Below are 21582 nucleotides of genomic sequence, written 5' to 3' on the forward strand. Positions count from 1 at the left end.
GCCCGTGTCGCACCGGGCTGAACAGGTAAGACACGACCAGACGGGGCGAGACCACCCGCGTAGGCTCAGCGCCGTGAGCTTCCCCGCGTCCGCTCCGGTGCTGCCCGACGTCCGTCGGGCCCTCGCGGTTTTTGCCCATCCGGATGATGTCGACTTCGGCTGTGCGGGCACCATCGCCGGCTGGGTGGATGAGGGTATCGACGTGGCGTACCTCATCGCCACCCGGGGTGACTCCGGCGGCTTCGACGACACGCCGCGCGCGGAGATGCCGGCCCGGCGGGAGGCGGAGCAGCGGGCCGCGGCCGCCGCGGTCGGCGTGCACCGGGTCGACTTCCTCGACGGCCACACCGACGGCATCCTCACCGCCAGCCTGGCGCTGCGCCGGCAGATCAGCGCCGCGATCCGCCGGTTCCGGCCGGACCGGGTGCTGACCAGCTCGCCGCTGCGGCGCTGGGAACACCTGACCGGCCCGAGCCACCCCGACCACCTGGCCGTCGGCGAGGCGGCCACCTGCGCGGTCTATCCCGACTCGCGCAACCGCTTCGCCTTCCCGGAACTGCTCGACGAGGGGCTGGAGCCGTGGGTGGTCCGGGAGATCTGGTACGCGGGCGGGCCCGACCCGGACCACGCCGTCGACGTGACCGACCGGATCGACCGCAAGACAGCCGCGATGGAGGCGCACCGGTCGCAGACCGCCCACCTGGACGTGCCGACCTGGATCCGGGACCGGCTCACCACCGTGGCCGACAACGCCGGCCTCCCGTCCGGCCGGCTGGCCGAGGCGTTCACGGTGCTGCGCACCGAGTGACGCCCCGGCCCGGCGCGACGGTCAGACCAGGCGGCGGTCGGCGGCCCAGCGGGACAGCTCGTAGCGGTTGGACATCTGCAGCTTGCGCAGCACGTTGGAGACGTGCGTCTCGACCGTCTTGATCGAGATGTACAGCTCCCGGGCGATCTCCTTGTACGCGTATCCCCGGGCGAGCAGCCGGAGCACCTCGCGCTCCCGGTTGGTGAGCTGGTCCAGCTCGGGGTCGGCCACCGGCGCGTCCGGCCGGGCCGCGAAGGCGTCCAGCACGAAGCCGGCAAGCCGCGGGCTGAACACGGCGTCCCCGTCGGCCACCCGCCGGATCGCGTCGGTCAGTTCCTCCGGCGAGATGGTCTTCGTGACGTAGCCCCGGGCGCCCGCCCGGATCAGCCCTATCACGTCCTCGGCGGCGTCGGACACGCTCAGCGCGAGGAACCGCACCTGCGGGTGCGTACGCCGCATCGCCTCCAGCACCGCCCGGCCGCCGCCGTCGGGCATGTGCACGTCGAGCAGCACCACGTCCGGCTGCATGGCGGCGATCCGGCTGACCGCCTCCGCCACCGTGCTGGCCTCGCCGACCACCTCGACGCGGGCGCCGAGCTCGGCGCGGACGCCGGCCCGGAACATCGCGTGGTCGTCGACGAGGAACACCCTGAGCCGCCCGTCCCGGGGCGCCGCGCCCTCGACCGGTTCCTGCTCGGCCATGATCATCTGTCCCTTTCCGCCGTGGAGCCGGAGCCGCTGATCGGCAGGATCAGCCGGACCTCGGTCCCCTCTCCCGGCTCGGACCGGATCTCCGCCCGGCCGCCGTGCCGCTTCATCCGTCCGATGATCGAACCCCGGACACCGTGCCGGTGATCCTCCACCGTATCCGGGTCGAAGCCCTTGCCCCGGTCCCGCACGAAGGCGCTCACCTGCTCCGGCTCCACCTCGGCGTAGAGCGACACGGTGGTCACCTCGGCGTGCCGGGCCGCGTTGACCAGCGCCTCACGGGCCGCGGCGACCAGCGCACCGACGCGCTCGTCGGTCTCGCGGTCGCCGACCACCACCGTCTCCACGGTGATGGCGAACGTGTCCTCCACCTCGGCGGCGGCCTGCTCCAGGGCGGCCGCGAAGCGTTCGGTCGGTGACGCGGTCGGCTTGTAGAGCCAGTTCCGCAGCGACCGCTCCTGGCCCCGGGCCAGCCGCTGCACCGTCTTGACGTCGGTGGCGTTGCGCTGGATCAGGGCGAGGGTGTGCAGCACCTGGTCGTGCACCATGGCGGCCAACTCGGCCCGCTCCTGCTCCCGGATCCGCCCCTCGCGCTCCGAGCGGAGCTGGTTCCAGGTGCGCCAGAGCACCGGGCCGGTCACCACGCCCACCCCCGCCAGGCCGACGAGCGCGAAGATGATGCCGTTGAGCACCGCGTCGAAGTTCTGCGCCGGCGAGTAGACCGCCGCCACGCCGATGATGCCGACCGCGACGAGCACCCCGCCGCCGATGAAGCGCAGCACGAACGAGCGCCGGTCGCTCTCCTCCACCACCGCGCCCAGCCAGGGCACCGCCATCGAGCCGCCCCACTGCCGGCGACGCTCGGGCGCGGACTGGTGCCAGATCACCCCGGCGCCGACCGCGATGATGGCGACCAGCCAACCGGCGGTGCCGGCCGCGCCGACCGAGTCGAAGGCGACGACCTGGAGCAGCAGCACGCCCAGCCCGATCGCCACGAAGGGCAGCAGCTGGGCGAGGTCGCGGCGGGGCGGGACGGCGGTGTCGCCGGGCCGGGGCGGGACGACCGCCCAGAAGGCCGCGTAGAGCAGCAGCCCGAGCCCGCTCAGCCCGAGCAGCACCATGAAGGCCACCCGGACCCGGAGCACCGAGATGCCCAGGTGTTCGGCGAGGCCGGCGGCCACCCCCGCGGCCAGCCGGTGCTCGGTGGCCCGGTAGAGGCGCGGGGGGTGCGGGGTCACGGTGCTGCTGATCGGAGGCTCCCGGGTCGCGGACGGTGTGCCGGCGGCGGCCGACGAACCGATCGTCACACGGCCGGACCGCCGGGGACCACGGGGACGCCCCGGACATCCTCGGCCCCGGGATCTCAGGGTGGGGTCAGGGTCGGGTCCTGAGGACGCTCGGGCGGCCGGGGCAGCAGGATCGGAGTCATGACCGAGGAAGCTGCCCGTCCGCCCCGCCCCGGGGCGGCAGCACAGGACGGGCCACCGCCACCCCCGCCGGGGCCGGCGCCCACCGCCGCCGGCGCCACGGCGCCCCCGCCGTTCGGGTCGACCCCGCCGCCCACCGGCGGCGCGCCGTTCGCCGACCCGCCACCCACCGGGTACGCCCCACCGCCCGGCGCCGCCGGCTTCACCTCGCGGTACGGGCTGGTCCGCCCCCGCGAGGGCCGCTACCTGGCCGGCGTCTGCGCGGCGATCGGCCGGGCCACCAACACCGACCCGGTGCTGTGGCGGGTGCTCCTGGCCGTGCTGGGCTTCTTCGGCGGCATCGGCATCCTGGTCTACGTCACCGCATGGCTGATCATCCCCGGCGAGGGGGACACGGCCTCACCGGTCGAGTCGATGCTCGGCCGCGGCCGGTCCAGCATGTCCCCGATCACCGTGATCGTGCTCAGCATCGTGGTCGCGGTCGGCTTCGGCTACGTCGTCACCAACGGGTTCCGGGCGATCCTGCTCGGGGCGGTGATCCTGATCGGCGGCGCGCTGCTGCTCAACCGCGACCAGCGCGGCCCGGCGACCCGGATGGCGGCGCCCGGCGCACCCCCCGGACCGCCGCCGGGGCCGGTTCCCCCGGTGGCCTGGCCGGCGCCGCCGGCCGCCGCGCCCGCTCCCGACGTGCCGGCCGCCGCCGGACCGGTCCCGCCGCCCGCGGCCCCGTCGGCACCCTGGCCCGGCGCGCCGACGTCGGCCGCGCCGGCCCCGTGGTCCAACGAGCCGGCCGGGGCGTCGCCGTGGTCCGGCGAGCCGCCGGTCACCGCCCCGCCCGCCGCCCGCCCCGAGCCGGGGTACCCGCCCGCGCCGGTGTCCGCGGCGAGCTGGCCGGCGGCGAACGTCGCCCGGCCCGCCTGGTCCGAGCCGGAGCCCACCGCGGCGCGGCCGCCGGCCGTCCCGGGCAGCCGGGCCGGCGAGGCGTGGCCATGCGCCGAGGCGACCGCGGCGTGGTCCGCCGCGCCGACGGCCGGCCGTCCCTACGGCGAGCCCGTCGCCGTGCCGCCGCCCGCCCCGGTGGGCGCGCCACTGCCGCCGGGTGGCTACCGGCCACCGTTCGCCCCGCACGGCCCGTACGCCGGCTCGACCCCGCCCGCCCCGCCGGCGCCGGTGCGCCCGGCCCGGCCGCCGAAGCGGCCGAAGGAGCGCTCCGCGCTCGGCGCGGTCACCTTCTCGCTGATCTTCCTGGCGCTGGGCGTGGTCGCGATGCTCGACCTGCTCGACGTCTTCCCGGTCGGCGCGGCCGGCTACTTCGCCGCGGTGCTGGCCACCATCGGGCTCGGACTGCTCGTGGGGACCTGGTTCGGCCGGGCCCGCTGGCTGATCGCACTCGGTCTGGTGACCGCGGCGGCGCTCGGCATCGCCACCGTCGCCGACTCCTACGACCGGGTCCGCGGGATCGACGGGAACGTCACGTGGGCCCCGGCCGACTACCGCGACCTGGCCGACCGGTACGAGAACAACTTCGGCGACGCCGTGCTCGACCTGCGCGCGGTCGACTTCGACAAGAAGGACACCCAGGTGACCGTCGAGGTCAACTTCGGCAAGGCCACGGTGGTCGTACCGCCGAACGTCGACGTCACCACTGTGGCCGACGTGAACGCGGGTGACGCCAACGTCTTCGGCCGGCGGACCGGCGGGCTGAACGGCCGCCAGTGGGAGAACACCGACCTCGGGCCGGACGGCCGCGGCGGCGGCACGCTGCGCCTGCTGGTCCACGTGAACGCAGGAAATCTGGAGGTGACCCGATGAAGGCTCACCGCACCGACATCGTGTCGTTCGCCTTCGGGCTGGCCTTCCTCGGGCTGTCCGCCTGGTGGCTGCTGGCCCGGATCCTCGGGCTGGCACTGCCCCCGGTGGGTTGGTTCCTGGCCGGCGCGCTGATCCTGATCGGACTGCTCGGGTTGGTCGGCGCGCTGCGCTCGGGCCGGCACACCGAGGCGGCACCGGCGGAGTCGACCGTGTCCGCCCCCTACGAGACCGGCACGCCGGCCGGTGCTGGACCGGCCGGCGAGGCCGTCGCCCCCACCGGCGAGGAGGCGGACGAGTGGGCCACGGACGCCGTGGCCGACGCGCCGCTCGCGGCGCGGGAGGACCGCCCGTTCGACGAGGAGCCACGCTGGTCGCCCGGTGCGCCGGAGGTCGGGAGCGATCGGGTGACCCGCGAGCTGCCCCCCGTCGAGCCGGCGCCGCAGGACCGCGCCGAGCCGGCGACCCGCGAGCTGTCCGCCGCCGAGGAGCGCGACGGCACGACCCGCGAGCTGCCCGCCGCCGAAGAACGGGACGACACGGCCGGGCCGGCCACCCGGGAGCTGCCGGTGGTCGACGAAGCGGCGGACCGGCCGGGGGGCGGCCCGCGTACCGGTGGGGACGGACCGGGCTGACCGCGGCGGTGCGGGCCGTCGCCGGCGCCGCCTATGCTGGCTGGTGGAGATCTCGCCTCCGCCGGCCGGCCCAACCGTGGCGCCCCGGTCGCGGCCGGGGCGCCCGGTCGGCCGGGTCGCCCGGGTCGGTTCCGCCGCCTTCCGTCTCTACCTCGTCAGGAGCCCGTCCGAGATGACCCAGTCCCCCGCCGTACGCGTCACCGGTCCCGCCGGTGCGGTCCGCGTCGGCGAGCGCGCCGCCCGCACCCTCGTCAGTGAGTTCGCCCGGCGCAACGACGCGAAGGCCGGCCTGCTGGTCGGCGCGACCCCGGAGTCCGCGGTGCTGGCCGCGGCGATCGAGGCGCTGCTCCCCGGCGACCGGCTCACGGTCGTGCCGGCGGAGGGCGCCTCCGCGGCCGCGCTCCGCGCGCACGTGACGGCCCAGGGCCGCTGGGTGGCCGACCGGGTACGCGTGGTCGACACCCTCGCCGAGGCGGACGCCGCCGCGGTGGTGATCGCGGCCGAGCCGTTCACCGGCACCGCCGAGGAGGCCCGCACCGCCGTCGACGGGCTGGCGAAGTACCTCGCCGAGGGGGCCGTGCTGAGCGTGGCCGCGCCGCTGTTCCGCACCGAGGGCGCCGGCGCCGAGCTGGACCGGCAGGGCGTGCTGCACGGCGTCCGCACCGACCTGGTGCTGCGCAACTCCCCGCCGGTACGCGTGCACCACCTGCGCTCCACTCCGGCGCCGGCGGCGCTGGCCGCGTCGCTCTCCCCGGCGTACCGGCCGTCGAGCGTGCCGCTGACCCGGAGCATGCACATCGACTCCAACGGCGTGGCCGCCGCCGGCATCACCCTGGGCCTGGCCGCGCTGGCCCGGGCCGCCCGGCCGAAGTCCAAGCTCTGGCTGCTGCCCGCGCTGGCCGCCGCCCCGGTGGCGGCGTTCTTCCGGGACCCGGAGCGGGATGTGCCGGAGGACCCGTCGGCCGTGGTCGCCTCGGCGGACGGTCAGGTCCTCTCGGTGCAGCGGCTGCACGACGAGCGCTTCGGCGACGGTGAGTGGCTGCGTATCGCGGTCTTCCTGTCCGTGCTGGACGTGCACGTCAACCGCTCGCCGGTGGCCGGCAAGGTGGTCGACTACTTCGTGGCCGACGGCGGCTTCGTCAACGCCATGAAGCCGGACGCCGAGCACAACGTGGCCGCGTACACGGTGCTGGACACCGACCACGGCACGGTCGTGGTGGCGCAGCGCACCGGGCTCATCGCCCGCCGGATCGTGCAGCGGGCGCCGGTGGGCGCGCTGCTGGCCCGGGGCGAGCGGTTCGGCCTGATCCGGTTCGGCTCGCGCACCGACGTCTACCTGCCGGCCGACGCCGCCGAGCCGCTGGTCGGCCCGGGCGACAAGGTGGTCGGCGGTTCGACGGTCATCGCCCGCTGGAGCTGATCCCACGGACGCGAAAAGGGGCGCCGCTTTCGCGGCGCCCCTTTTCGGTGGTACGGGTCAGGCGGTGCGGCGCTGGCGCAGCCAGAGAACCGGGCCGCTGACCAGGTAGCCCACCACCACGAGGGCGAAGGTGAGCCGGATGTCGACCAGCGCGCCGACCACCGGGGCCAGCCAGAGCCACGGCGGCAGCTTCACCAGCCGGGCGAGCTTCGCGTAGGGGAAGCTGGAGACCATGGCGAAGGCGAGCAGCGCCACGCCGGCGACCATGACCAGGCCGGAGACCGGCACCCCGATCGCCACGGTCAGGGCGAGCACGGCGGCCGCCATGGTGGTCGGCACGCCGCAGAAGAAGCGGCCGTCCTTGGGCGAGACGTTGAACCGGGCCAGCCGGATGGCGGCGCAGGCCGCGACCAGGGCGCAGGCGACCGCGGCGGCCGCCGCCGGCACCGAGCCGGCCAGCGACGCGTAGACCACGACCGGTGCGGCGAGGCCGAACGAGCACATGTCGGCCAGCGAGTCCATCTGCGCGCCGAACGGGCTGGCCACGTTGAGCTTGCGGGCCAGCGCCCCGTCCAGGCCGTCGAACGCGACGCAGGCGATCAGGCAGATCGCCGCGACCCGGACCTCGCTCTGCATGGCCAGGAAGATCGCCAGCATGCCGAGCATGAGGCTGCTCAGGGTGCAGGCGTTGACCAGGGCGAACTTCGCCCGGCGGGCGGCGGTGCGCTCGCCCGGCAGCAGCGGGATCGACATGGCCGGCGACTCGTCGACCGGCGTGGCCGGGCCGAGCGCCGGGCTGACCGGCATCACGGCCTCGACCTCGGCGTCGTAGCGGACGGCCTCGACCTCGGCGTCGTAGCGGCCGTAGCGGCGACGCTGGCGGTCGGACCAGCGGTGGTCGGGGGTGACCAGGTCGGTCCCGGTGACGGCGCCGCCGTCCCGGCGGCCCACCCGGACCAGCAGCACCTGGCGGGCGAACGTGCTGCTGCGGCGCAACCGGCCCGCCCAGCGACGCCCTGCGGGGCGCGGACTGTCAGTCGTACGACGCCGGCGCCATGGGGCTCTCGGCACGTTTCCTCCATCACCGGATCGGGTGACCGCCACGCGGGCGGGTGTCCGGCTGTCTCGTGCCGGACCTTTCGGGCCCGGCAGCCCATTTGCGGAGTACACCATTGCACAGGGGATAGGGGGTTGGCGATAGCTGCCGGCGGTACTTATAACTCTCTTAACCGCGCGAACCGCTCAGTTATTCCCATCTCGGGCCTCATCGCCCGTTTTCGTCGGCCATTCCCTGTCACCGACTGTACCGGAGGCGGCCCACGGCGGCTCGGCGAGCGGGTGTCACCTACCCCGATGTCCGGTTGCCCGGGCCGCCACCTCGGTCATCCGCAGGCCGCTGACCTGGTCCGGCGCGAACCAGGCGGCGCGCGCCGTGGAGCCGCCCGCGAGCTCGGTCACCACGGCCTCGGTCGGAGCATCCACCCGGACGCGATAGACGACCCGTACGCCGTGCCAGTCCAGCGGCCGCCCCTCGGGACCGAGCGCCGCCGGGTTGTGCAGGTTGTCCACGGCCAGCAGGTCGACCACCCGGCCGAGCTGGCCGGCCTCCTCGACCAGTTCGCGGAGCAGGCCGGCGGCCGGCTGCTCGCCGTGGTCGGTCCCCCCGCCGGGCAGGTGCCAGCTCCCGGCGCCCGGATAGCCGTCGGCGATCATGGTGAGCAGCACCCGCCCGGCCGGGTCGGTGACCAGCCCGTACGCGGCGAAGCGCTGCCGCCGGTCGGCGTCCGGGACGACGGGACCGGGGGGCAGCTCCCGGGGCAGGCCCGCGGGCAGGGGCGACACCGGCACCCCGAGCAGCTCGGCGGTGAACGGCATCAGCGGCACCGCCGCCGCCTCGTCCGGGGTGAACCAGCCCAGCTCGTCGCTGCCGCCGGTCACCTCCGGCCGCAGGTCACCGCCGCGCACCTCGACCTCGAAGATCAGCCGGTCGGTGTGCATCGCGACACCGTCGGACGGAAAGACGGCCACGTCGGCGACCGCCGCCCGGACCCGGCCCGCCGCGACGGCCAGCCCGGTCTCCTCGGCGAACTCGCGCTCGACGGCCCGCGCCGGGTGCTCGGCGTGCTCGATCCCACCCCCCGGCAACTGCCACACCCCCGGGTACGGGCCGCGTTCCGATCCCCGCGCCAGCAACACCCGCCCGCCGCCGTCACGCAGCACCCCGTAAGCCCCGATCCGCCGCCGCTCCCGCACCCGCACCCGCTCCCCTCGTCCCCTCGTCCACTCACCCCGTCGATCATGAACTTATTGCCCGCCGGATCGGCGTGTCCTGGCAATAACTTCATGATCACCGAGCGGGGGCCGGGGGCCCGGGGTGGGGTGTGGGGTGGGGTGGGGTGGGGTTAGAGGAGGTGGGCGGCGTGGACGGCTTCGGCTGTTACCTCTGTCAGGCGGTCGGTGGGGAGGGCGCCCAGTTCCTCGCGGCGGAACCAGCGGGCCTCGCAGGTGGAGCCGCCGACGTCGGCCACCGTGGGCGGGGCGGGCTGGTCGACGACCACCCGGTAGAAGGCGCGTACGCCGTGCCAGTCGATCGGGTAGCCCTCCGGGCCGAGCGAGGCGGCGTCCCGGTGGCTGGCCACCCCGAGCAGCTCGACCAGGCGGCCGGTCTGGCCGGTCTCCTCGACCAGTTCCCGGATCAGCGCGGCGCCCGGCTGCTCGCCGTAGTCGGTGCCGCCGCCGGGCAGGTGCCAGCAGCCGGCGCCCGGGTAGCCGTCGGAGACCCGGGTGAGCAGCACCCGCTCCTCCGGGTCGGTCACCACGGCGTACGCGGCGAAGCGCTGCGCCCGGTGCAGCCCGTCCGGGCCGGGGACGGCGTAGAACGAGGGGAACTCGGGGACCTCCTCCGGCACGATGTCGTCGGTGGAGGTGGGCAGGCCCAGGGCGCGCGCGGCGAACGAGCGCAGCGGCAGCTCCCGGGCCTCGTCGAGGGTGAACCAGCGGGCCAGGTCGGTGGGGCGGTCGATCCGGTCGGCGAGCGTCCCGCCCCGCACCGACACCGTGTAGAGCAGCCGGTCGGTGTGGATCGTGATGCCGCGCTCGGGCAGCGCCCGCATGTCGGCGAGGACGTCCTGCAGGGCCGCGACGGCGACCGAGAGCCCGGTCTCGGCGGCGGTCTCCCGGACGACGGTGTGCTTGGGGTCCTCACCGTGGTCGACCGCCCCGCCGGGCAGCGACCACGTGCCGGGGGTGCCGGAGCGCTCCGATGCGCGGACCAGCAACACTCGGCCGTCTGAATCAGCACAAACTGCGTATGCCGCGATCCTGCGGAGCGGCTCCAGCAAGGTGGTCACGGGAGGAAATTCTCCCCGGATGCCGTGACCGACATCGAAAAGAGTCAGATTCCTGACTCTTGGCTGGCGCCTCAGGGACGCGTCAGGGTAGGAGTCCGGGCGGTCACCGAGGTCGCCCGCCGGACCGCGCGGGACCGTGGAGACATGACCTTCACGAACCCCTCCCAGGCCCCGTACAAGCAGCTCCGCCGGCCGGTCACGGACCGGATGGTGGCCGGCGTGGCCAGCGGCCTCGGCCGCTACTTCGCCGTCGACCCCACCCTCGTGCGGGTGGCCTTCGCGGTGGCCACCGTGCTCACCGGCGGGATCGCCGCGCTGGCGTACCCGATCATGTGGTTCCTGATGCCCGAGGAGCCGGCGGGCGCGCCCGCGTGGCCGCACCCCCCGGGCACCGCGCCCGGCTGGCCGCCCGTCCCGCCGACGGCCCCGGGGCCGCACGCGGCGCCGGCCACGCCGGAGCCGGCGCCCCGGCCGGCGCCTCAGCCGCCGATGCCGCCGGCCTGACCCGGCGTCACTCCCACTCGATGGTGCCCGGCGGCTTGCTGGTCACGTCCAGGACCACCCGGTTGACCTCGGCGACCTCGTTGGTGATCCGGGTGGAGATCCGGGCCACCACCTCGTAGGGCAGCCGGGACCAGTCGGCGGTCATCGCGTCCTCGCTGGAGACCGGGCGCAGCACCACGGGATGTCCGTAGCTGCGCCCGTCGCCCTGCACTCCGACGCTGCGCACGTCGGCGAGGAGCACCACCGGGAACTGCCAGACGCCCCGGTCGAGGCCGGCCGCGGTGAGCTCCTGCCGGGCGATCAGGTCGGCCTTGCGGAGCACCGCGAGGCGCTCCTCGTCGACCGCGCCGATGATTCGGATGGCGAGGCCCGGGCCGGGGAACGGATGCCGCCAGACCATCGCCTCGGGCAGCCCCAGCTCCAGACCGAGCGCGCGGACCTCGTCCTTGAACAGCGTGCGCAGCGGCTCGACCAGGGCGAACTTCAGGTCCTCCGGCAGCCCGCCGACGTTGTGGTGGCTCTTGATGTTGGCGGTGCCGGTGCCGCCGCCGGACTCCACGACGTCCGGGTAGAGGGTGCCCTGCACCAGGAACTCGACGTCGCCGTGCGCGGCGATCTCCCGGGCGGCGGCCTCGAAGACCCGGATGAACTCCCGGCCGATGATCTTGCGCTTCTGCTCGGGGTCGATCACCCCGGCCAGCGCGCCGAGGAACCGCTCGCGGGCGTCGACCACCTTGAGCTTGATCCCGGTGGCGGCGACGTAGTCCTTCTCCACCTGCTCGGCCTCACCCGCACGCAGCAGGCCGTGGTCCACGAAGACGCAGGTGAGCTGGTCGCCGACGGCCTTGTGCACCAGCGCCGCGGCGACCGCCGAGTCGACGCCGCCGGACAGGCCGCAGATGACCTCCTTGTCGCCGACCTGCGCCCGGATCCGGGCCACCTGCTCGTCGATGATGTTCTCGGGCGTCCAGGTCGGCGCGATGCCGGCGATGTCGTGCAGGAAGCGGGCCAGCATCTCCTGGCCGTGCGCGGTGTGCCCGACCTCCGGGTGGAACTGCACCCCGGCCCGGCGGCCGGCCAGGTCCTCGAAGGCGGCGACGGGCGCGCCCGCCGACTCGGCGGTGACCGCGAAGCCGGCCGGGGCCTCCGTGACGCAGTCGCCGTGGCTCATCCACACCGGCAGGTCGTCGGGGAGGTCGCGGAGCAGCACGCCGGCCTCGGGGCGGGCGTGCAGCGGGGTGCCGCCGTACTCGCGGTTGCCGGTGCGCGCCACGGTGCCGCCGAGCGCCTGCGCCATGGCCTGGAAGCCGTAGCAGATGCCGAAGACCGGCACCCCGGCGTCGAACATCCCGGCGTCGATCTGCGGGGCGTCCGGCGCGTAGACGCTGGACGGGCCGCCGGACAGGATGATCGCGGCCGGGTCCTTCGCCAGCATCTCGGACACCGGCATGGAATGCGGGACGATCTCCGAGTAGACCTTCGCCTCGCGGACGCGGCGCGCGATGAGCTGGGCGTACTGGGCTCCGAAGTCCACCACGAGGACGGGGCGAGGCGTGCTCATGTGCAGCAACCCTACCGACAGTCACCGCCGTGGCGGGCCGCGCCCCGCCGTGTCGTGTCCCGCACCGCTCAGGGACGCAGCGCGGCGGGGGCGTGGGCCGGTACGGCGGGCTGCTTCGGCGCCACCGGGGCGAGCCGGCGGTAGGGCGCGCCGAGCGGCGGCCGGGGGTCCTCCTCCCCCCGATTGGGCCAGAACGACATGGCCCGCTCCGCCTGCGCGGTGATCGTCAGCGACGGGTTGACGCCCAGGTTCGCCGAGACCGACGCGCCGTCCACCACGTGCAGCCCCGGGTGACCGTGCACCCGGTGGTACGGGTCGATCACCCCGCGCTCCGGGCCGTCGCCGATCACCGCGCCGCCGAGGATGTGCGCGGTCATCGGGATGTTGAACGGCTCGGTGACCGCCCCGCCGGGCGTGCCGTCGATCTCGTCGGCGAGCAGCCGGACCGCCTCGTTGCCGGCCGGGATCCAGGTCGGGTTGGGCGCGCCGTGCCCCGGGCCGGAGACCAGCCGCCGGCCGAACCGGCCCCGCCGGTAGCGGGTGGTGAGCGAGTTGTCGGCCGACTGCATGACCAGGGCGATGACGGTGCGCTCGGACCAGCCGCGCACCGAGAGCATCCGGGCCGCCAGCCCGGGTTGCCGGACGATGCTGCCCAGCCAGCGCCGGACCCGGCGGGGACCGCCGTCGACGAGCAGCGACTGGAGCAGCCCCATGGCGTTGGAGCCCCGGCCGTAGCGGACCGGCTCGATGTGGGTCTGCGGATCGGGGTGGAACGAGCTGGTGATCGCCACCCCCTCGGTGAAGTCGAGACCGCGCCGCCGGGCCTGGCCGGACCCGACCGAGGCGCCGAGGATGGCCTCGGAGTTGGTGCGGGTCAGCTCGCCGAGCCGGGGCGACAGGTGGGGCAGCGCCCCGGTCGCCTTCATCTCGTGCAGCAGGCGCTGGGTGCCCAGCGCGCCGGCCGCGAAGACCACCTGGTCGGCGTGGATCACCTGGCGGCGCTTGCGCGCCCAGGCGCCGGTGCGCTCGGTGTGCACCTCGTAGCCGCCGTCGCCGGCGGGGCGTACCGCGGTCACCGTGGTCAGCGGGTGGACCTGCGCCCCGAGCCGCTCGGCCAGCCAGAGGTAGTTCTTGACCAGGGTGTTCTTCGCGCCGTGCCGGCAGCCGGTCATGCACGAGCCGCAGTGGCTGCACCCCGTCCGGTCCGGCCCGACCCCGCCGAAGTACGGGTCGGGCACGCGCTCGCCGGGGCGGCCGATGTGCACGCCCACCGGCGTCGAGTGGAAGGTGTGGCCCACCCCCATCCGCTCGGCCACCGCCCGCATGGCCCGGTCCGCGGCGGTGTGCACCGGGTACGTGGTGACGCCGAGCATCCGCTTCGCCTGGTCGTAGTGGCGGGCCAGTTCGTCGCGCCAGTCGGTGATGTCCCGCCACTGCGGATCGGCGTAGAAGGCGTCCAGCGGCTCGTAGAGGGTGTTCGCGTAGACCAGCGAGCCGCCGCCCACCCCGGCGCCGGCGAGCACCAGCACCCCGCCGCCGGCCTTCCGGTCGGCCGAGCGGAGCAGGGTGATGCGCTGGAGGCCGTAACAGCCGAGCTTCGGGGCCCACAGGAACCGCCGCGCCTGCCAGGAGGTGCGGGGGAACTCGTCGTCGGCGAAGCGCCGGCCGGCCTCCAGGACCCCGACGGTGTAACCCTTCTCGGCCAGCCGGAGCGCGGTGACGCTGCCGCCGAAACCGGACCCGATGACGACCACGTCGTACCGCATGCACGCATCATTACCGACCGGTAGCTATAGCGCCAGCGAGAGTTTTTCGCAGATCATGCAGAGCGCTCGATGACACGGGATTCCCGCGCAACCAACAGCCCTCCGTCGCGCGTCGAGTGGAAGACGGGGGAAGGAGACCACGATGACGCGTCGACGGTTGCTGCTGGGACTGGCCGCCCTGGTGGCCGTGGTGCTGGTCGCCGCCGGCGCGGTGGTGACCACGCGGCTGGTCTCCCGCCCGTCGCCCGGCCCGGTCGCCGGGCCGGGCACCCCGAGCCCCTCCACCGCCGCGCCGACCACCCCGGCCCCGGTGACCTCCAGCCCCACCCCGCCGCCCGGCGCCGACCTGAAGGGGCCGCTCAACCTGCTGCTGGTCGGGGTGGACACCCGGATCAGCGTGCCGGGCTGGGAGCCGCACGCCGACTCCGTGCTGGTGCTGCACGTGCCGGCCGGCCTGGACCGCGCGTACCTCTTCTCGCTCCCCCGCGATCTGGTGGTCGACATCCCGGCCTACCCGAAGGCCGGCTACCGGGGCGGCCGCACCAAGCTCACGCACGCCATGAGCTACGGCAGCCGGGTCCCCGGCGACAAGAAGCACCCCAGCACGGCACAGGGGTACGAGCTGCTGCGCACCACGGTCAGCCGGTACACCGGGCTGCGCATCGACGCCGGCGCGGTGATCACCTTCGGCGGGTTCGACAAGCTGGTCGACACCCTCGGCGGCGTGGACCTCTACGTCGACCAGCGGGTCGCCTCCATCCACCGCCGGCCGGACGGGCGCTACCGGGACCGGGCCGGCAGCACCTACACCGGGCCGCAGATGGTCTACCAGCCCGGCAACCGGCACCTGACCGGCTGGCAGGCGCTCGACTACGCCCGCCAGCGCTACACGGCCGGCGGCGACTACACCCGGCAGCGGCACCAGCAGCAGCTGATCCGGGCGCTGGCCCGGAAGATCCTCGACCAGGGGCTGGCCCGCGACCCGGACCGGGTCGAGCAGGTGGTCGCCGCGCTGGGCAAGACCCTCGTGTACGTCGGCGGCGGCCGCCGGCTCGTCGACTTCGCGTACGCCCTGGGCGGCCTGCCGCCGGAGAAGTTCGTCCTGGTCGGCCTCCCCGGCGACGGGGTGGGCAGCGGCGCGTCCTACCGAGGCGAGCAGCTGCGCCCGGTGGGCCGGCAGTTCCTCGCCGCGCTGCGGGGCGGCGGCGCCGACGACTTCCTGGCCGCGCACCCCACGCTGCGGGTGAAGAACTGACTCAGAGCGGCTTCGGGGTCGGCGGGCGCTCGGTGCCGTAGAGCCAGGCGTCGAAGAGCTTGCCGAGCTTCTTGCCGGAGACCCGCTCGGCCAGCGCCACGAACTCGTCGGTGTTGGCGTTGCCGTTCTTCTTCTCCGCCGCCCAGGTGCGCAGGATGGTGAAGAAGGCGCTGTCGCCGACCGCCACCCGCAGCGCGTGCACGGACATCCCGCCCCGCTCGTAGACCGACCGGCCGAACAGGTTCGCGACCCCCGGCTTGCCCGGCGGCGTACGCCAGACCTGGCTCGACGTGGTCCCGTACTTCTGCTCGAAGGTGTGCTGGACGGTGGCCTCACCGGCGTGCTCGGCCCAGAGCCACTCGGCGTACGTGGCCAGCCCCTCGTTGAGCCAGATGTCCTGCCAGCGCTCGACGGAGACGCTGTCGCCGTACCACTGGTGGGCCAGCTCGTGCGCGACCACGCCGGTGTTGTCGCCCTGCCGGAAGAACCCGGCCGAGTAGACGGGCCGGCCCTGCGTCTCCAGCGCGTACCGGATCCGATCGTCGGCGACCACCACCCCGCCGTACGCGTCGAACGGGTACGGCCCGAAGATGCTCTCCAGGTAGTCGGCCACCTCGACGGTCCGCGCGATCGACCGGTCCGGCGCGCCCTCGGCCACCCGGGTGGTGACCGCGCTGTACACCGGCCGTCCCCTGTGCTCGCCGGTGGTGACCCGGAACTTCCCGATCGCCACCATGGTCAGGTAACTGGCCATCGGGGCGCCCTCGGACCAACGCCAGGTCGTCCAGCCGCCCTTGGTGCTCCGCCCCTTCGGGACGCCGTTGCTGACGGCGGTGAGCCCCTTCGGCACGGTGATCTCGAAGTCGTAGGTGGCCTTGTCGGAGGGGTGGTCGTTGAGCGGGTACCAGGTGCTCGCCGACTCGGGCTGGCCCAGCGCGATCGCGCCGTCGGCGGTGTGCAGCCAGCCGCCCTCACCGAGCACCTCGTTGTCCAGGGCGGCCGGCTGGCCGTCGTACCGGATCTCGGCGACGAAACCGTTGCCGGAGGTGAGACCGGTGGCCGGCGTGACGACCAGCTCGTCGCCGGACCGGCTGTGACCGGCCCTGGTCCCGTCCACGGTGACCGACCGCACCGTCAGCCCGGCCAGGTCCAGGTTGAACGCCGACAGGTTCGCGGTCGCCGTGGCCCGCAGCGTGGTGGTGCCGGTGAGCCGGTCCGTCGCCGGGTCGTAGCGCACCTGGACGGTGTAGTGGGCGACGTCGTAGCCGCCGTTGCCGTAGCTCGGGAAATAGGAGTCGCCGGCGCCGGGCGCGCCGGGCGCGAAGCTGCGCTCGGCCGTCGGGCTGGGCGCCGTGACCCCCGGCGTCGCCCGGTCCGACCCGGTCGCACCGCAGCCGGCGAGCAGCAACGCTCCACAGAGCAGCAGCCCGAGCCGTCGTCGTCCGCCGCGCCGCGCCATCGCTTCGATCCCTCCCGGAGCAGGTACCGTGGCGGCCCTGCCCGGGGCCGCTCCGCCCGCGGCAGCCTACCCAGGATCGATCACGTCCGCGTCACGGCAGGGCCGGCGGGCTCGCCCCGATCAGCCAGGCGTCGAAGAGGGGACGCAGCGGCTTCCCGGCCGTCCGCTCGGCGTACCCGATGAAGTCGGCCGTGGTGGCGGTGCCGTTCCGGCGCTCGGCGAGCCAGCCGCGCAGGATGCCGAAGAAGGTCGCGTCGCCGACCGCGCGGCGCAGCGCGTGCACGGCCAGCGCGCCGCGCTGGTAGACCGCGTCGCCGAACATCGCGGCGCGGCCCGGGTCCACCGTGGGCTTGCTCCAGTCGGTGACCGCGTACCGGTCGGTGAAGGCCCGCTCGACGGCGCGCCCGCCGTCGTGCTCCACCCAGAGCCATTCCGCGTACGTGGCGAAGCCCTCGTTGAGCCAGAGGTCACTCCACCGGGCCACCGAGACGCTGTCGCCGAACCACTGGTGGGCCAGCTCGTGCGCGACGACCTCCGTGTTCGGGCGGGTGCCACGGAAGAAGCCGGGCCCGTAGACCGGCCGGGACTGGGTCTCCAGCGCGTACCGGATGCGGTCGTCGGCCACCACGATCCCGCCGTACGCGTCGAACGGGTACGGCCCGAAACGGCCGGCCAGGAAGTCGGCGATCTCGCCGGTGCGGGCCACCGACGCGGCGGCCGGCCCGTCGGCGGGCAGGGCGGCGGCGACGGCCGTGATCATCGGTTTCCCGGCGTGGGTGCCCGTCGCCACCCGGTAGTTCCCGATCACCAGGGTGGACAGGTAGCTGGCCATCGGGCTGGCCTCGGACCAGCGCCAGGTGGTCCAGCCGTCCCTGCTCCCGGTCCCCCTGGGCACCCCGTTGCTCAGCGCGGCGAGCCCGTCCGGGACGGTCACCTCGATCTCGTAGGTGGCCTTGTCGGAGGGGTGGTCGTTGACCGGGTACCAGGTGCTCGCCGACTCCGGCTGGCCCAGCGCGATCGCCCCGTCCCCGGTGGCCTGGAAGCCGCCGTCGCCCAGCTCCGCGCTGGGCAGCGGCTCGGGCACCCCGCCGTACGTCACCTCGACGCTGAACCGCTGCCCGGCCGGCATTCCGTGCGCCGGGGTGACGATCAGCTCGGCGCCGTCGCGCCGGTGCTTCGCCGGGGCGCCGTCGACGCGTACCCGGTCGACGGTCAGGCCGGCCAGGTCGAGCTGGAACCGGGACAGGGCCCGGGTGGCGGTGGCGGTCAGGACGGCCTCGCCGGTGAGCCGGTCGTCGGCGGGGTCGTAGCGCACCTTCAGCGCGTAGTGCCCGACGTCGTAGCCGCCGTTGCCGGACCCCGGCACGTACGGGTCACCCACGTCCGCCGCGCCCGGGCGGAACCGCCCGTCGTCGTCCCCCGTGCAGCCGCCGGTCAGCACCGCGACGGCGAGCGCCGCCGCGCCCCACCGCCGGCCCCGCGTCATCCGCCGAGCCTAGACGCGCGACGGCGCGGGCGGGACCGGAACGCCCACCCGCGCCGTCGCGTCGCTCACCAGGTCAGCGGTCGAGGACCAGGCCGACCTTCTGGAACTCCTTGAGGTCGCGGTAGCCGCACTTGGCCATCGCACGGCGCAGCCCGCCGAACAGGTTGAGCTGGCCGTCCGGCTCGTCGGCCGGGCCGAAGAGCAGCTTCTCCATCGAGCCGAGCGGCTCACCGGCCGCCTCGAACGCGCCCCGCGGCAGCGACGGGTGGCTGGCGGCCGAGTGCCACCAGGCCCCGCCGGCCGGGGCCTCCTCGCAGAGCGACAGCGGCTCGCCGAGCATCACGGCGTCCGCCCCGCAGCCGAGCGCCTTGGCGATGTCGCCGGAGGTCTGCATGTCGCCGTCGGCGATCAGGTGCACGTACCGGCCGCCGGTCTCGTCGAGGTAGTCGCGGCGGGCCGCCGCGGCGTCGGCGATGGCGGTGGCCATCGGCACCCGGATGCCGAGCACCGACTCGGTGGTGGACCAGTCGTCGCCGCCGATGCCGACGATGACGCCGGCCGCGCCGGTGCGCATGAGGTGCAGCGCCGTCTTGTAGTCGGTGCAGCCGCCGACGATGACCGGCAGGTCGAGGTCGGCGATGAACTCCTTGAGGTTCAGCGGCTCGTCGGTGGTGGAGACGTGCTCGGCGGAGACGATGGTGCCCTGGATGACCAGGATGTCCACGCCGGCGTCGAGGATCACCGGGGCGAGCGCCAGGGTGTGCTGCGGGGAGACCCGGACGGCCACCGTGCCGCCGCCGTCGCGCAACTCGCGGACCCGCTCGGCGATCAGGTCGGGGCGGATCGGCTCCGCGTAGACCTCCTGGAGCCGCTTGGTGGCCCGCGCGTCCTCGTCCAGGCCGGCCAGTTCCTCCAGCACCTTGGCCGGGTTCTCGTAGCGGGTCCAGAGCCCCTCGACGTTGAGCACGCCGAGGCCGCCGAGCTGGCCGAGCCGCACCGCCGAGGCGGGGCTCATGGTCGCGTCGGAGGGGTGCCCGACGCACGGGATGCCGAACTGGTAGGCGTCGAGCTGCCACGCGGTGGAGACGTCGTCGACGTCCCGGGTGCGGCGGCTCGGCACGATGGCGATGTCGTCCAGGTGGTAGCCGCGCTGCGCGGTCTTGCCCAGCCCGATCTCGACCACGTCACGCATGGGGGACTCCAGGTGGTTGGGGGTGGTGGGTCAGCGGGAGTGGTAGTTGGGCGCCTCGACGGTCATCTGGATGTCGTGCGGGTGGCTCTCCTTGAGGCCGGCCGCGGTGATCCGGATGAGCTGGCCGCGCTGGTGCAGCTCGGGGATGCTCTCGGCACCGGCGTACCCCATCGCCAGCCGCAACCCGCCGACGAGCTGGTGGGCGACCTGGGCGAGCGGCCCCCGGTACGGCACCTGGCCCTCGACGCCCTCCGGGACCAGCTTCTCGTCGCTGGTCACGTCCTGCTGGAAGTAGCGGTCCTTGGAGTACGACTTGGCCTGGCCGCGGGACTGCATCGCGCCGAGCGAACCCATCCCCCGGTACGCCTTGTACTGCTTGCCGTTGATGAAGAGCAGCTCGCCGGGGCTCTCCTCGCAGCCGGCGAGCAGGCCGCCGAGCATCACGGTGTCGGCGCCGGCCACCATGGCCTTGGCGATGTCGCCCGAGTACTGGATGCCGCCGTCGCCGATCACCGGGACGCCGGCCGGACGGGCCGCCCGGGCGGCCTCCATGATGGCCGTGATCTGGGGTACGCCGACCCCGGCGACGATGCGGGTGGTGCAGATGGCGCCCGGGCCGACGCCCACCTTGACGCCGTCGGCGCCCGCGTCGACCAGCGCCTTCGCGCCGGCGTAGGTGGCGATGTTGCCGCCGACGATGTCGACGGCGACGTCCTTCTTGAGGCGGGCGACCATCTCCAGCACGGCTCGCTGGTGGCCGTGCGCGGTATCCACGATCACCACGTCGACACCCGCGTCGACCAGGGTCCGGGCCCGCTTGTACGCGTCCTCGCCCACGCCGATCGCGGCGGCCACCCGGAGCCGGCCGGCGTCGTCCTTGGTGGCGTCCGGGTACTGCTCGCTCTTGGTGAAGTCCTTGACCGTGATGAGCCCGCGCAGCTTCCCGGACTCGTCGACGATCGGCAGCTTCTCGACCTTGTGCTGGCGCAGCAGGCCCAGCGCCTCGTCCTTGCTCACCCCGACCCGGGCGGTGATCAGCGGGGTCCGGGTCATGATGTCGCGGACCGGCGTGGCCGGGTCGGAGACGAAGCGCATGTCGCGGTTGGTCACGATGCCGACCAGCTGGCCCTGCCCGTCGACCACGGGGACGCCCGAGATCCGGTAGCGCCCGCAGAGCGCGTCGACCTCGCGCAGGGTGTCGTCCGGGCTGGCGGTCACCGGGTTGGTGATCATGCCGGACTCGGAGCGCTTGACCAGGTCGACCTGGAGCGCCTGGTCCTCGACGGAGAGGTTGCGGTGCAGCACGCCGATGCCGCCCTGCCGGGCCATGGCGATCGCCATGCGCGCCTCGGTGACCGTGTCCATGGCGCTGGAGAGCAACGGGATGGTCAGCTCGACGTTGCGGGTGAGCCGGGTGCGGGTGTTCACCCGGCTCGGCACCACGTCCGACTCGCCCGGCTGGAGGAGCACGTCGTCGAAGGTCAACCCGAGCGGCACCACCCGGGCCGAGCCGGCGGGCAGCTCGGGCAGGTGACCGCCCAGCTCACCGCCGTCGCGGCCGGCCGGGATCTCGGTGCTGGGCGAATTCTCCACGATTGCTCCCCTGAGCTGGTCGGACGGGCTGCAGCGAGGCGGCGCGCGCGGGCACCGGCGCACGCCGGCATGACGGCGCGTCGCTTCATCGTACCCATTGAGCTGGTCCGCCCCCGGCAGCGGCGGGCCGGGGTAGGCGGCGCCACAGGGAGTCCCGGGGGCGGACTTTCCGGTGGGTCGGGGACTACGGTGAGGGGGTGCACGACGAGCCCATCGACCCGTTCAACGGCGACCCGGCCGATCCGGCTGCCGGTCTGCACGACCCGCGCGAGGACGACGCGCTCGACCCGCTGACCGAGGTCGAGCGGCAGGACGTCCTTGAGGATCTTGCCGACCTGGAGATCTACCAGGCCCTGCTGCAGCCGATCGGTGTCCGCGGCCTGGTCATCGAGTGCGAGGACTGTCGGGAGCCGCACTACTTCGACTGGGACCTCCTCCGGGGCAACCTGCGCCACCTGCTCGACTCGGGGCGGCCCCGGGTGCACGAGCCCGCCTACGACCCCGACCCCGACCACTACGTGAGCTGGGACTACGCCCGCGGCTACGCCGACGGCGTGCACGACACCCTCACCGAGGGCACCGACGACTCCGCCGAGGAGTGAGCGGCCG

The 21582-nt window shown here is 74.5% G+C and carries 18 protein-coding genes; 7 read left to right on the forward strand and 11 right to left on the reverse strand.

Features of this window, described 5'->3' with window-relative positions; all coding sequences use genetic code 11:
- The first annotated feature begins 97 nt into the window (after positions 1-97).
- Positions 98-808: a PIG-L deacetylase family protein gene (locus ABZ452_RS03765; RefSeq protein WP_357939088.1), complete on the forward strand. Its 711-nt coding sequence runs from the start codon at positions 98-100 to the stop codon at positions 806-808.
- Between the two features lie 21 nt (positions 809-829).
- On the opposite strand, the gene ABZ452_RS03770 is transcribed toward ABZ452_RS03765, so the two are convergent.
- Together ABZ452_RS03770 and ABZ452_RS03775 are read right to left on the reverse strand one after the other, a co-directional pair.
- Entirely contained in the window at positions 830-1510 is a 681-nt protein-coding gene (locus ABZ452_RS03770; protein WP_357938618.1) for a response regulator transcription factor, read from the reverse strand.
- A 2-nt stretch (positions 1511-1512) separates the two neighbouring features.
- Positions 1513-2754 (reverse strand): PspC domain-containing protein, encoded by a 1242-nt coding sequence (locus tag ABZ452_RS03775; protein ID WP_357938620.1) that lies wholly within the window; start codon positions 2752-2754, stop codon positions 1513-1515.
- A gap of 189 nt (positions 2755-2943) precedes the next feature.
- Here ABZ452_RS03775 and ABZ452_RS03780 point away from each other — a divergent pair, with 189 nt between their 5' ends.
- The 3 genes from ABZ452_RS03780 (at position 2944) to ABZ452_RS03790 (ending at position 6807) form a co-directional block, all read left to right on the forward strand.
- Complete coding sequence (locus ABZ452_RS03780; protein WP_357938622.1) at positions 2944-4755, forward strand: PspC domain-containing protein; 1812 nt, start codon at positions 2944-2946, stop codon at positions 4753-4755.
- Positions 4752-5387, forward strand: coding sequence for a hypothetical protein (locus ABZ452_RS03785; protein WP_357939111.1), 636 nt, complete (start codon positions 4752-4754; stop codon positions 5385-5387). Before ABZ452_RS03780 ends, ABZ452_RS03785 begins: the two co-directional genes overlap by 4 nt.
- Before the next feature lie 172 nt (positions 5388-5559).
- On the forward strand, positions 5560-6807 hold the full coding sequence (locus tag ABZ452_RS03790; RefSeq protein ID WP_357938624.1) for a phosphatidylserine decarboxylase: 1248 nt from the start codon (positions 5560-5562) through the stop codon (positions 6805-6807).
- A gap of 57 nt (positions 6808-6864) precedes the next feature.
- Here the strand turns inward: ABZ452_RS03790 and ABZ452_RS03795 are convergent, their stop codons facing one another.
- The 3 genes from ABZ452_RS03795 to ABZ452_RS03805 all read right to left on the reverse strand — a co-directional run bounded on the left by ABZ452_RS03795 (position 6865) and on the right by ABZ452_RS03805 (position 10157).
- Positions 6865-7803 carry a CDP-alcohol phosphatidyltransferase family protein gene (locus tag ABZ452_RS03795; protein WP_357938626.1) on the reverse strand — a complete coding sequence of 313 codons (939 nt, stop codon included), beginning with the start codon at positions 7801-7803 and terminating at the stop codon, positions 6865-6867.
- 345 nt (positions 7804-8148) lie between these two features.
- Entirely contained in the window at positions 8149-9060 is a 912-nt protein-coding gene (locus tag ABZ452_RS03800) for an NUDIX domain-containing protein (RefSeq protein ID WP_357939091.1), read from the reverse strand.
- Positions 9061-9209: 149 nt separating this feature from the next.
- Positions 9210-10157 carry an NUDIX domain-containing protein gene (locus tag ABZ452_RS03805; RefSeq protein ID WP_357938628.1) on the reverse strand — a complete coding sequence of 316 codons (948 nt, stop codon included), beginning with the start codon at positions 10155-10157 and terminating at the stop codon, positions 9210-9212.
- Between the two features lie 144 nt (positions 10158-10301).
- On the opposite strand from ABZ452_RS03805, the gene ABZ452_RS03810 reads away from it, so the two are divergent.
- Positions 10302-10661 carry a PspC domain-containing protein gene (locus ABZ452_RS03810; RefSeq protein WP_357938630.1) on the forward strand — a complete coding sequence of 120 codons (360 nt, stop codon included), beginning with the start codon at positions 10302-10304 and terminating at the stop codon, positions 10659-10661.
- Between the two features lie 7 nt (positions 10662-10668).
- On the opposite strand, the gene guaA is transcribed toward ABZ452_RS03810, so the two are convergent.
- On the reverse strand, positions 10669-12222 hold the full coding sequence (guaA, locus tag ABZ452_RS03815) for a glutamine-hydrolyzing GMP synthase (RefSeq protein WP_357938632.1): 1554 nt from the start codon (positions 12220-12222) through the stop codon (positions 10669-10671).
- 68 nt (positions 12223-12290) lie between these two features.
- Positions 12291-13988 carry a GMC family oxidoreductase gene (locus ABZ452_RS03820; protein WP_357938634.1) on the reverse strand — a complete coding sequence of 566 codons (1698 nt, stop codon included), beginning with the start codon at positions 13986-13988 and terminating at the stop codon, positions 12291-12293.
- Positions 13989-14130: 142 nt separating this feature from the next.
- Here ABZ452_RS03820 and ABZ452_RS03825 point away from each other — a divergent pair, with 142 nt between their 5' ends.
- Positions 14131-15243 carry an LCP family protein gene (locus ABZ452_RS03825; RefSeq protein ID WP_357938636.1) on the forward strand — a complete coding sequence of 371 codons (1113 nt, stop codon included), beginning with the start codon at positions 14131-14133 and terminating at the stop codon, positions 15241-15243.
- A 1-nt stretch (position 15244) separates the two neighbouring features.
- On the opposite strand, the gene ABZ452_RS03830 is transcribed toward ABZ452_RS03825, so the two are convergent.
- The 4 genes from ABZ452_RS03830 to guaB all read right to left on the reverse strand — a co-directional run bounded on the left by ABZ452_RS03830 (position 15245) and on the right by guaB (position 20973).
- On the reverse strand, positions 15245-16702 hold the full coding sequence (locus ABZ452_RS03830) for a M1 family metallopeptidase (RefSeq protein ID WP_357938638.1): 1458 nt from the start codon (positions 16700-16702) through the stop codon (positions 15245-15247).
- 91 nt (positions 16703-16793) lie between these two features.
- On the reverse strand, positions 16794-18188 hold the full coding sequence (locus tag ABZ452_RS03835) for a M1 family metallopeptidase (RefSeq protein ID WP_357938640.1): 1395 nt from the start codon (positions 18186-18188) through the stop codon (positions 16794-16796).
- 73 nt (positions 18189-18261) lie between these two features.
- Positions 18262-19380 carry a GuaB3 family IMP dehydrogenase-related protein gene (locus ABZ452_RS03840; RefSeq protein ID WP_357938642.1) on the reverse strand — a complete coding sequence of 373 codons (1119 nt, stop codon included), beginning with the start codon at positions 19378-19380 and terminating at the stop codon, positions 18262-18264.
- 30 nt (positions 19381-19410) lie between these two features.
- Positions 19411-20973 carry an IMP dehydrogenase gene (gene guaB / locus ABZ452_RS03845; RefSeq protein WP_357938644.1) on the reverse strand — a complete coding sequence of 521 codons (1563 nt, stop codon included), beginning with the start codon at positions 20971-20973 and terminating at the stop codon, positions 19411-19413.
- Between the two features lie 197 nt (positions 20974-21170).
- Between guaB and ABZ452_RS03850 the strand changes: the two genes are divergently transcribed.
- The gene (locus tag ABZ452_RS03850; RefSeq protein ID WP_357938647.1) at positions 21171-21575 is read left to right on the forward strand and encodes a DUF5319 domain-containing protein; all 405 of its coding nucleotides are present in this window, start codon (positions 21171-21173) and stop codon (positions 21573-21575) included.
- Positions 21576-21582: the final 7 nt, after the last annotated feature.

The organism is Micromonospora sp. NPDC005707, assembly GCF_040631005.1.
Classification (GTDB): domain Bacteria; phylum Actinomycetota; class Actinomycetes; order Mycobacteriales; family Micromonosporaceae; genus Micromonospora.

What these genes read in the sequence shown, in the direction of transcription:
- ABZ452_RS03770 (WP_357938618.1), bottom strand. Translation starts at nt 1,510, where the DNA reads ATGGCCGAGCAGGAACCGGTCGAGGGCGCGGCGCCCCGGGACGGGCGG.
- ABZ452_RS03780 (WP_357938622.1), top strand. Translation starts at nt 2,944, where the DNA reads ATGACCGAGGAAGCTGCCCGTCCGCCCCGCCCCGGGGCGGCAGCACAG.
- ABZ452_RS03785 (WP_357939111.1), top strand. Translation starts at nt 4,752, where the DNA reads ATGAAGGCTCACCGCACCGACATCGTGTCGTTCGCCTTCGGGCTGGCC.
- ABZ452_RS03790 (WP_357938624.1), top strand. Translation starts at nt 5,560, where the DNA reads ATGACCCAGTCCCCCGCCGTACGCGTCACCGGTCCCGCCGGTGCGGTC.
- ABZ452_RS03810 (WP_357938630.1), top strand. Translation starts at nt 10,302, where the DNA reads ATGACCTTCACGAACCCCTCCCAGGCCCCGTACAAGCAGCTCCGCCGG.
- guaA (WP_357938632.1), bottom strand. Translation starts at nt 12,222, where the DNA reads ATGAGCACGCCTCGCCCCGTCCTCGTGGTGGACTTCGGAGCCCAGTAC.
- ABZ452_RS03820 (WP_357938634.1), bottom strand. Translation starts at nt 13,988, where the DNA reads ATGCGGTACGACGTGGTCGTCATCGGGTCCGGTTTCGGCGGCAGCGTC.
- ABZ452_RS03825 (WP_357938636.1), top strand. Translation starts at nt 14,131, where the DNA reads ATGACGCGTCGACGGTTGCTGCTGGGACTGGCCGCCCTGGTGGCCGTG.
- ABZ452_RS03830 (WP_357938638.1), bottom strand. Translation starts at nt 16,702, where the DNA reads ATGGCGCGGCGCGGCGGACGACGACGGCTCGGGCTGCTGCTCTGTGGA.
- ABZ452_RS03835 (WP_357938640.1), bottom strand. Translation starts at nt 18,188, where the DNA reads ATGACGCGGGGCCGGCGGTGGGGCGCGGCGGCGCTCGCCGTCGCGGTG.
- ABZ452_RS03840 (WP_357938642.1), bottom strand. Translation starts at nt 19,380, where the DNA reads ATGCGTGACGTGGTCGAGATCGGGCTGGGCAAGACCGCGCAGCGCGGC.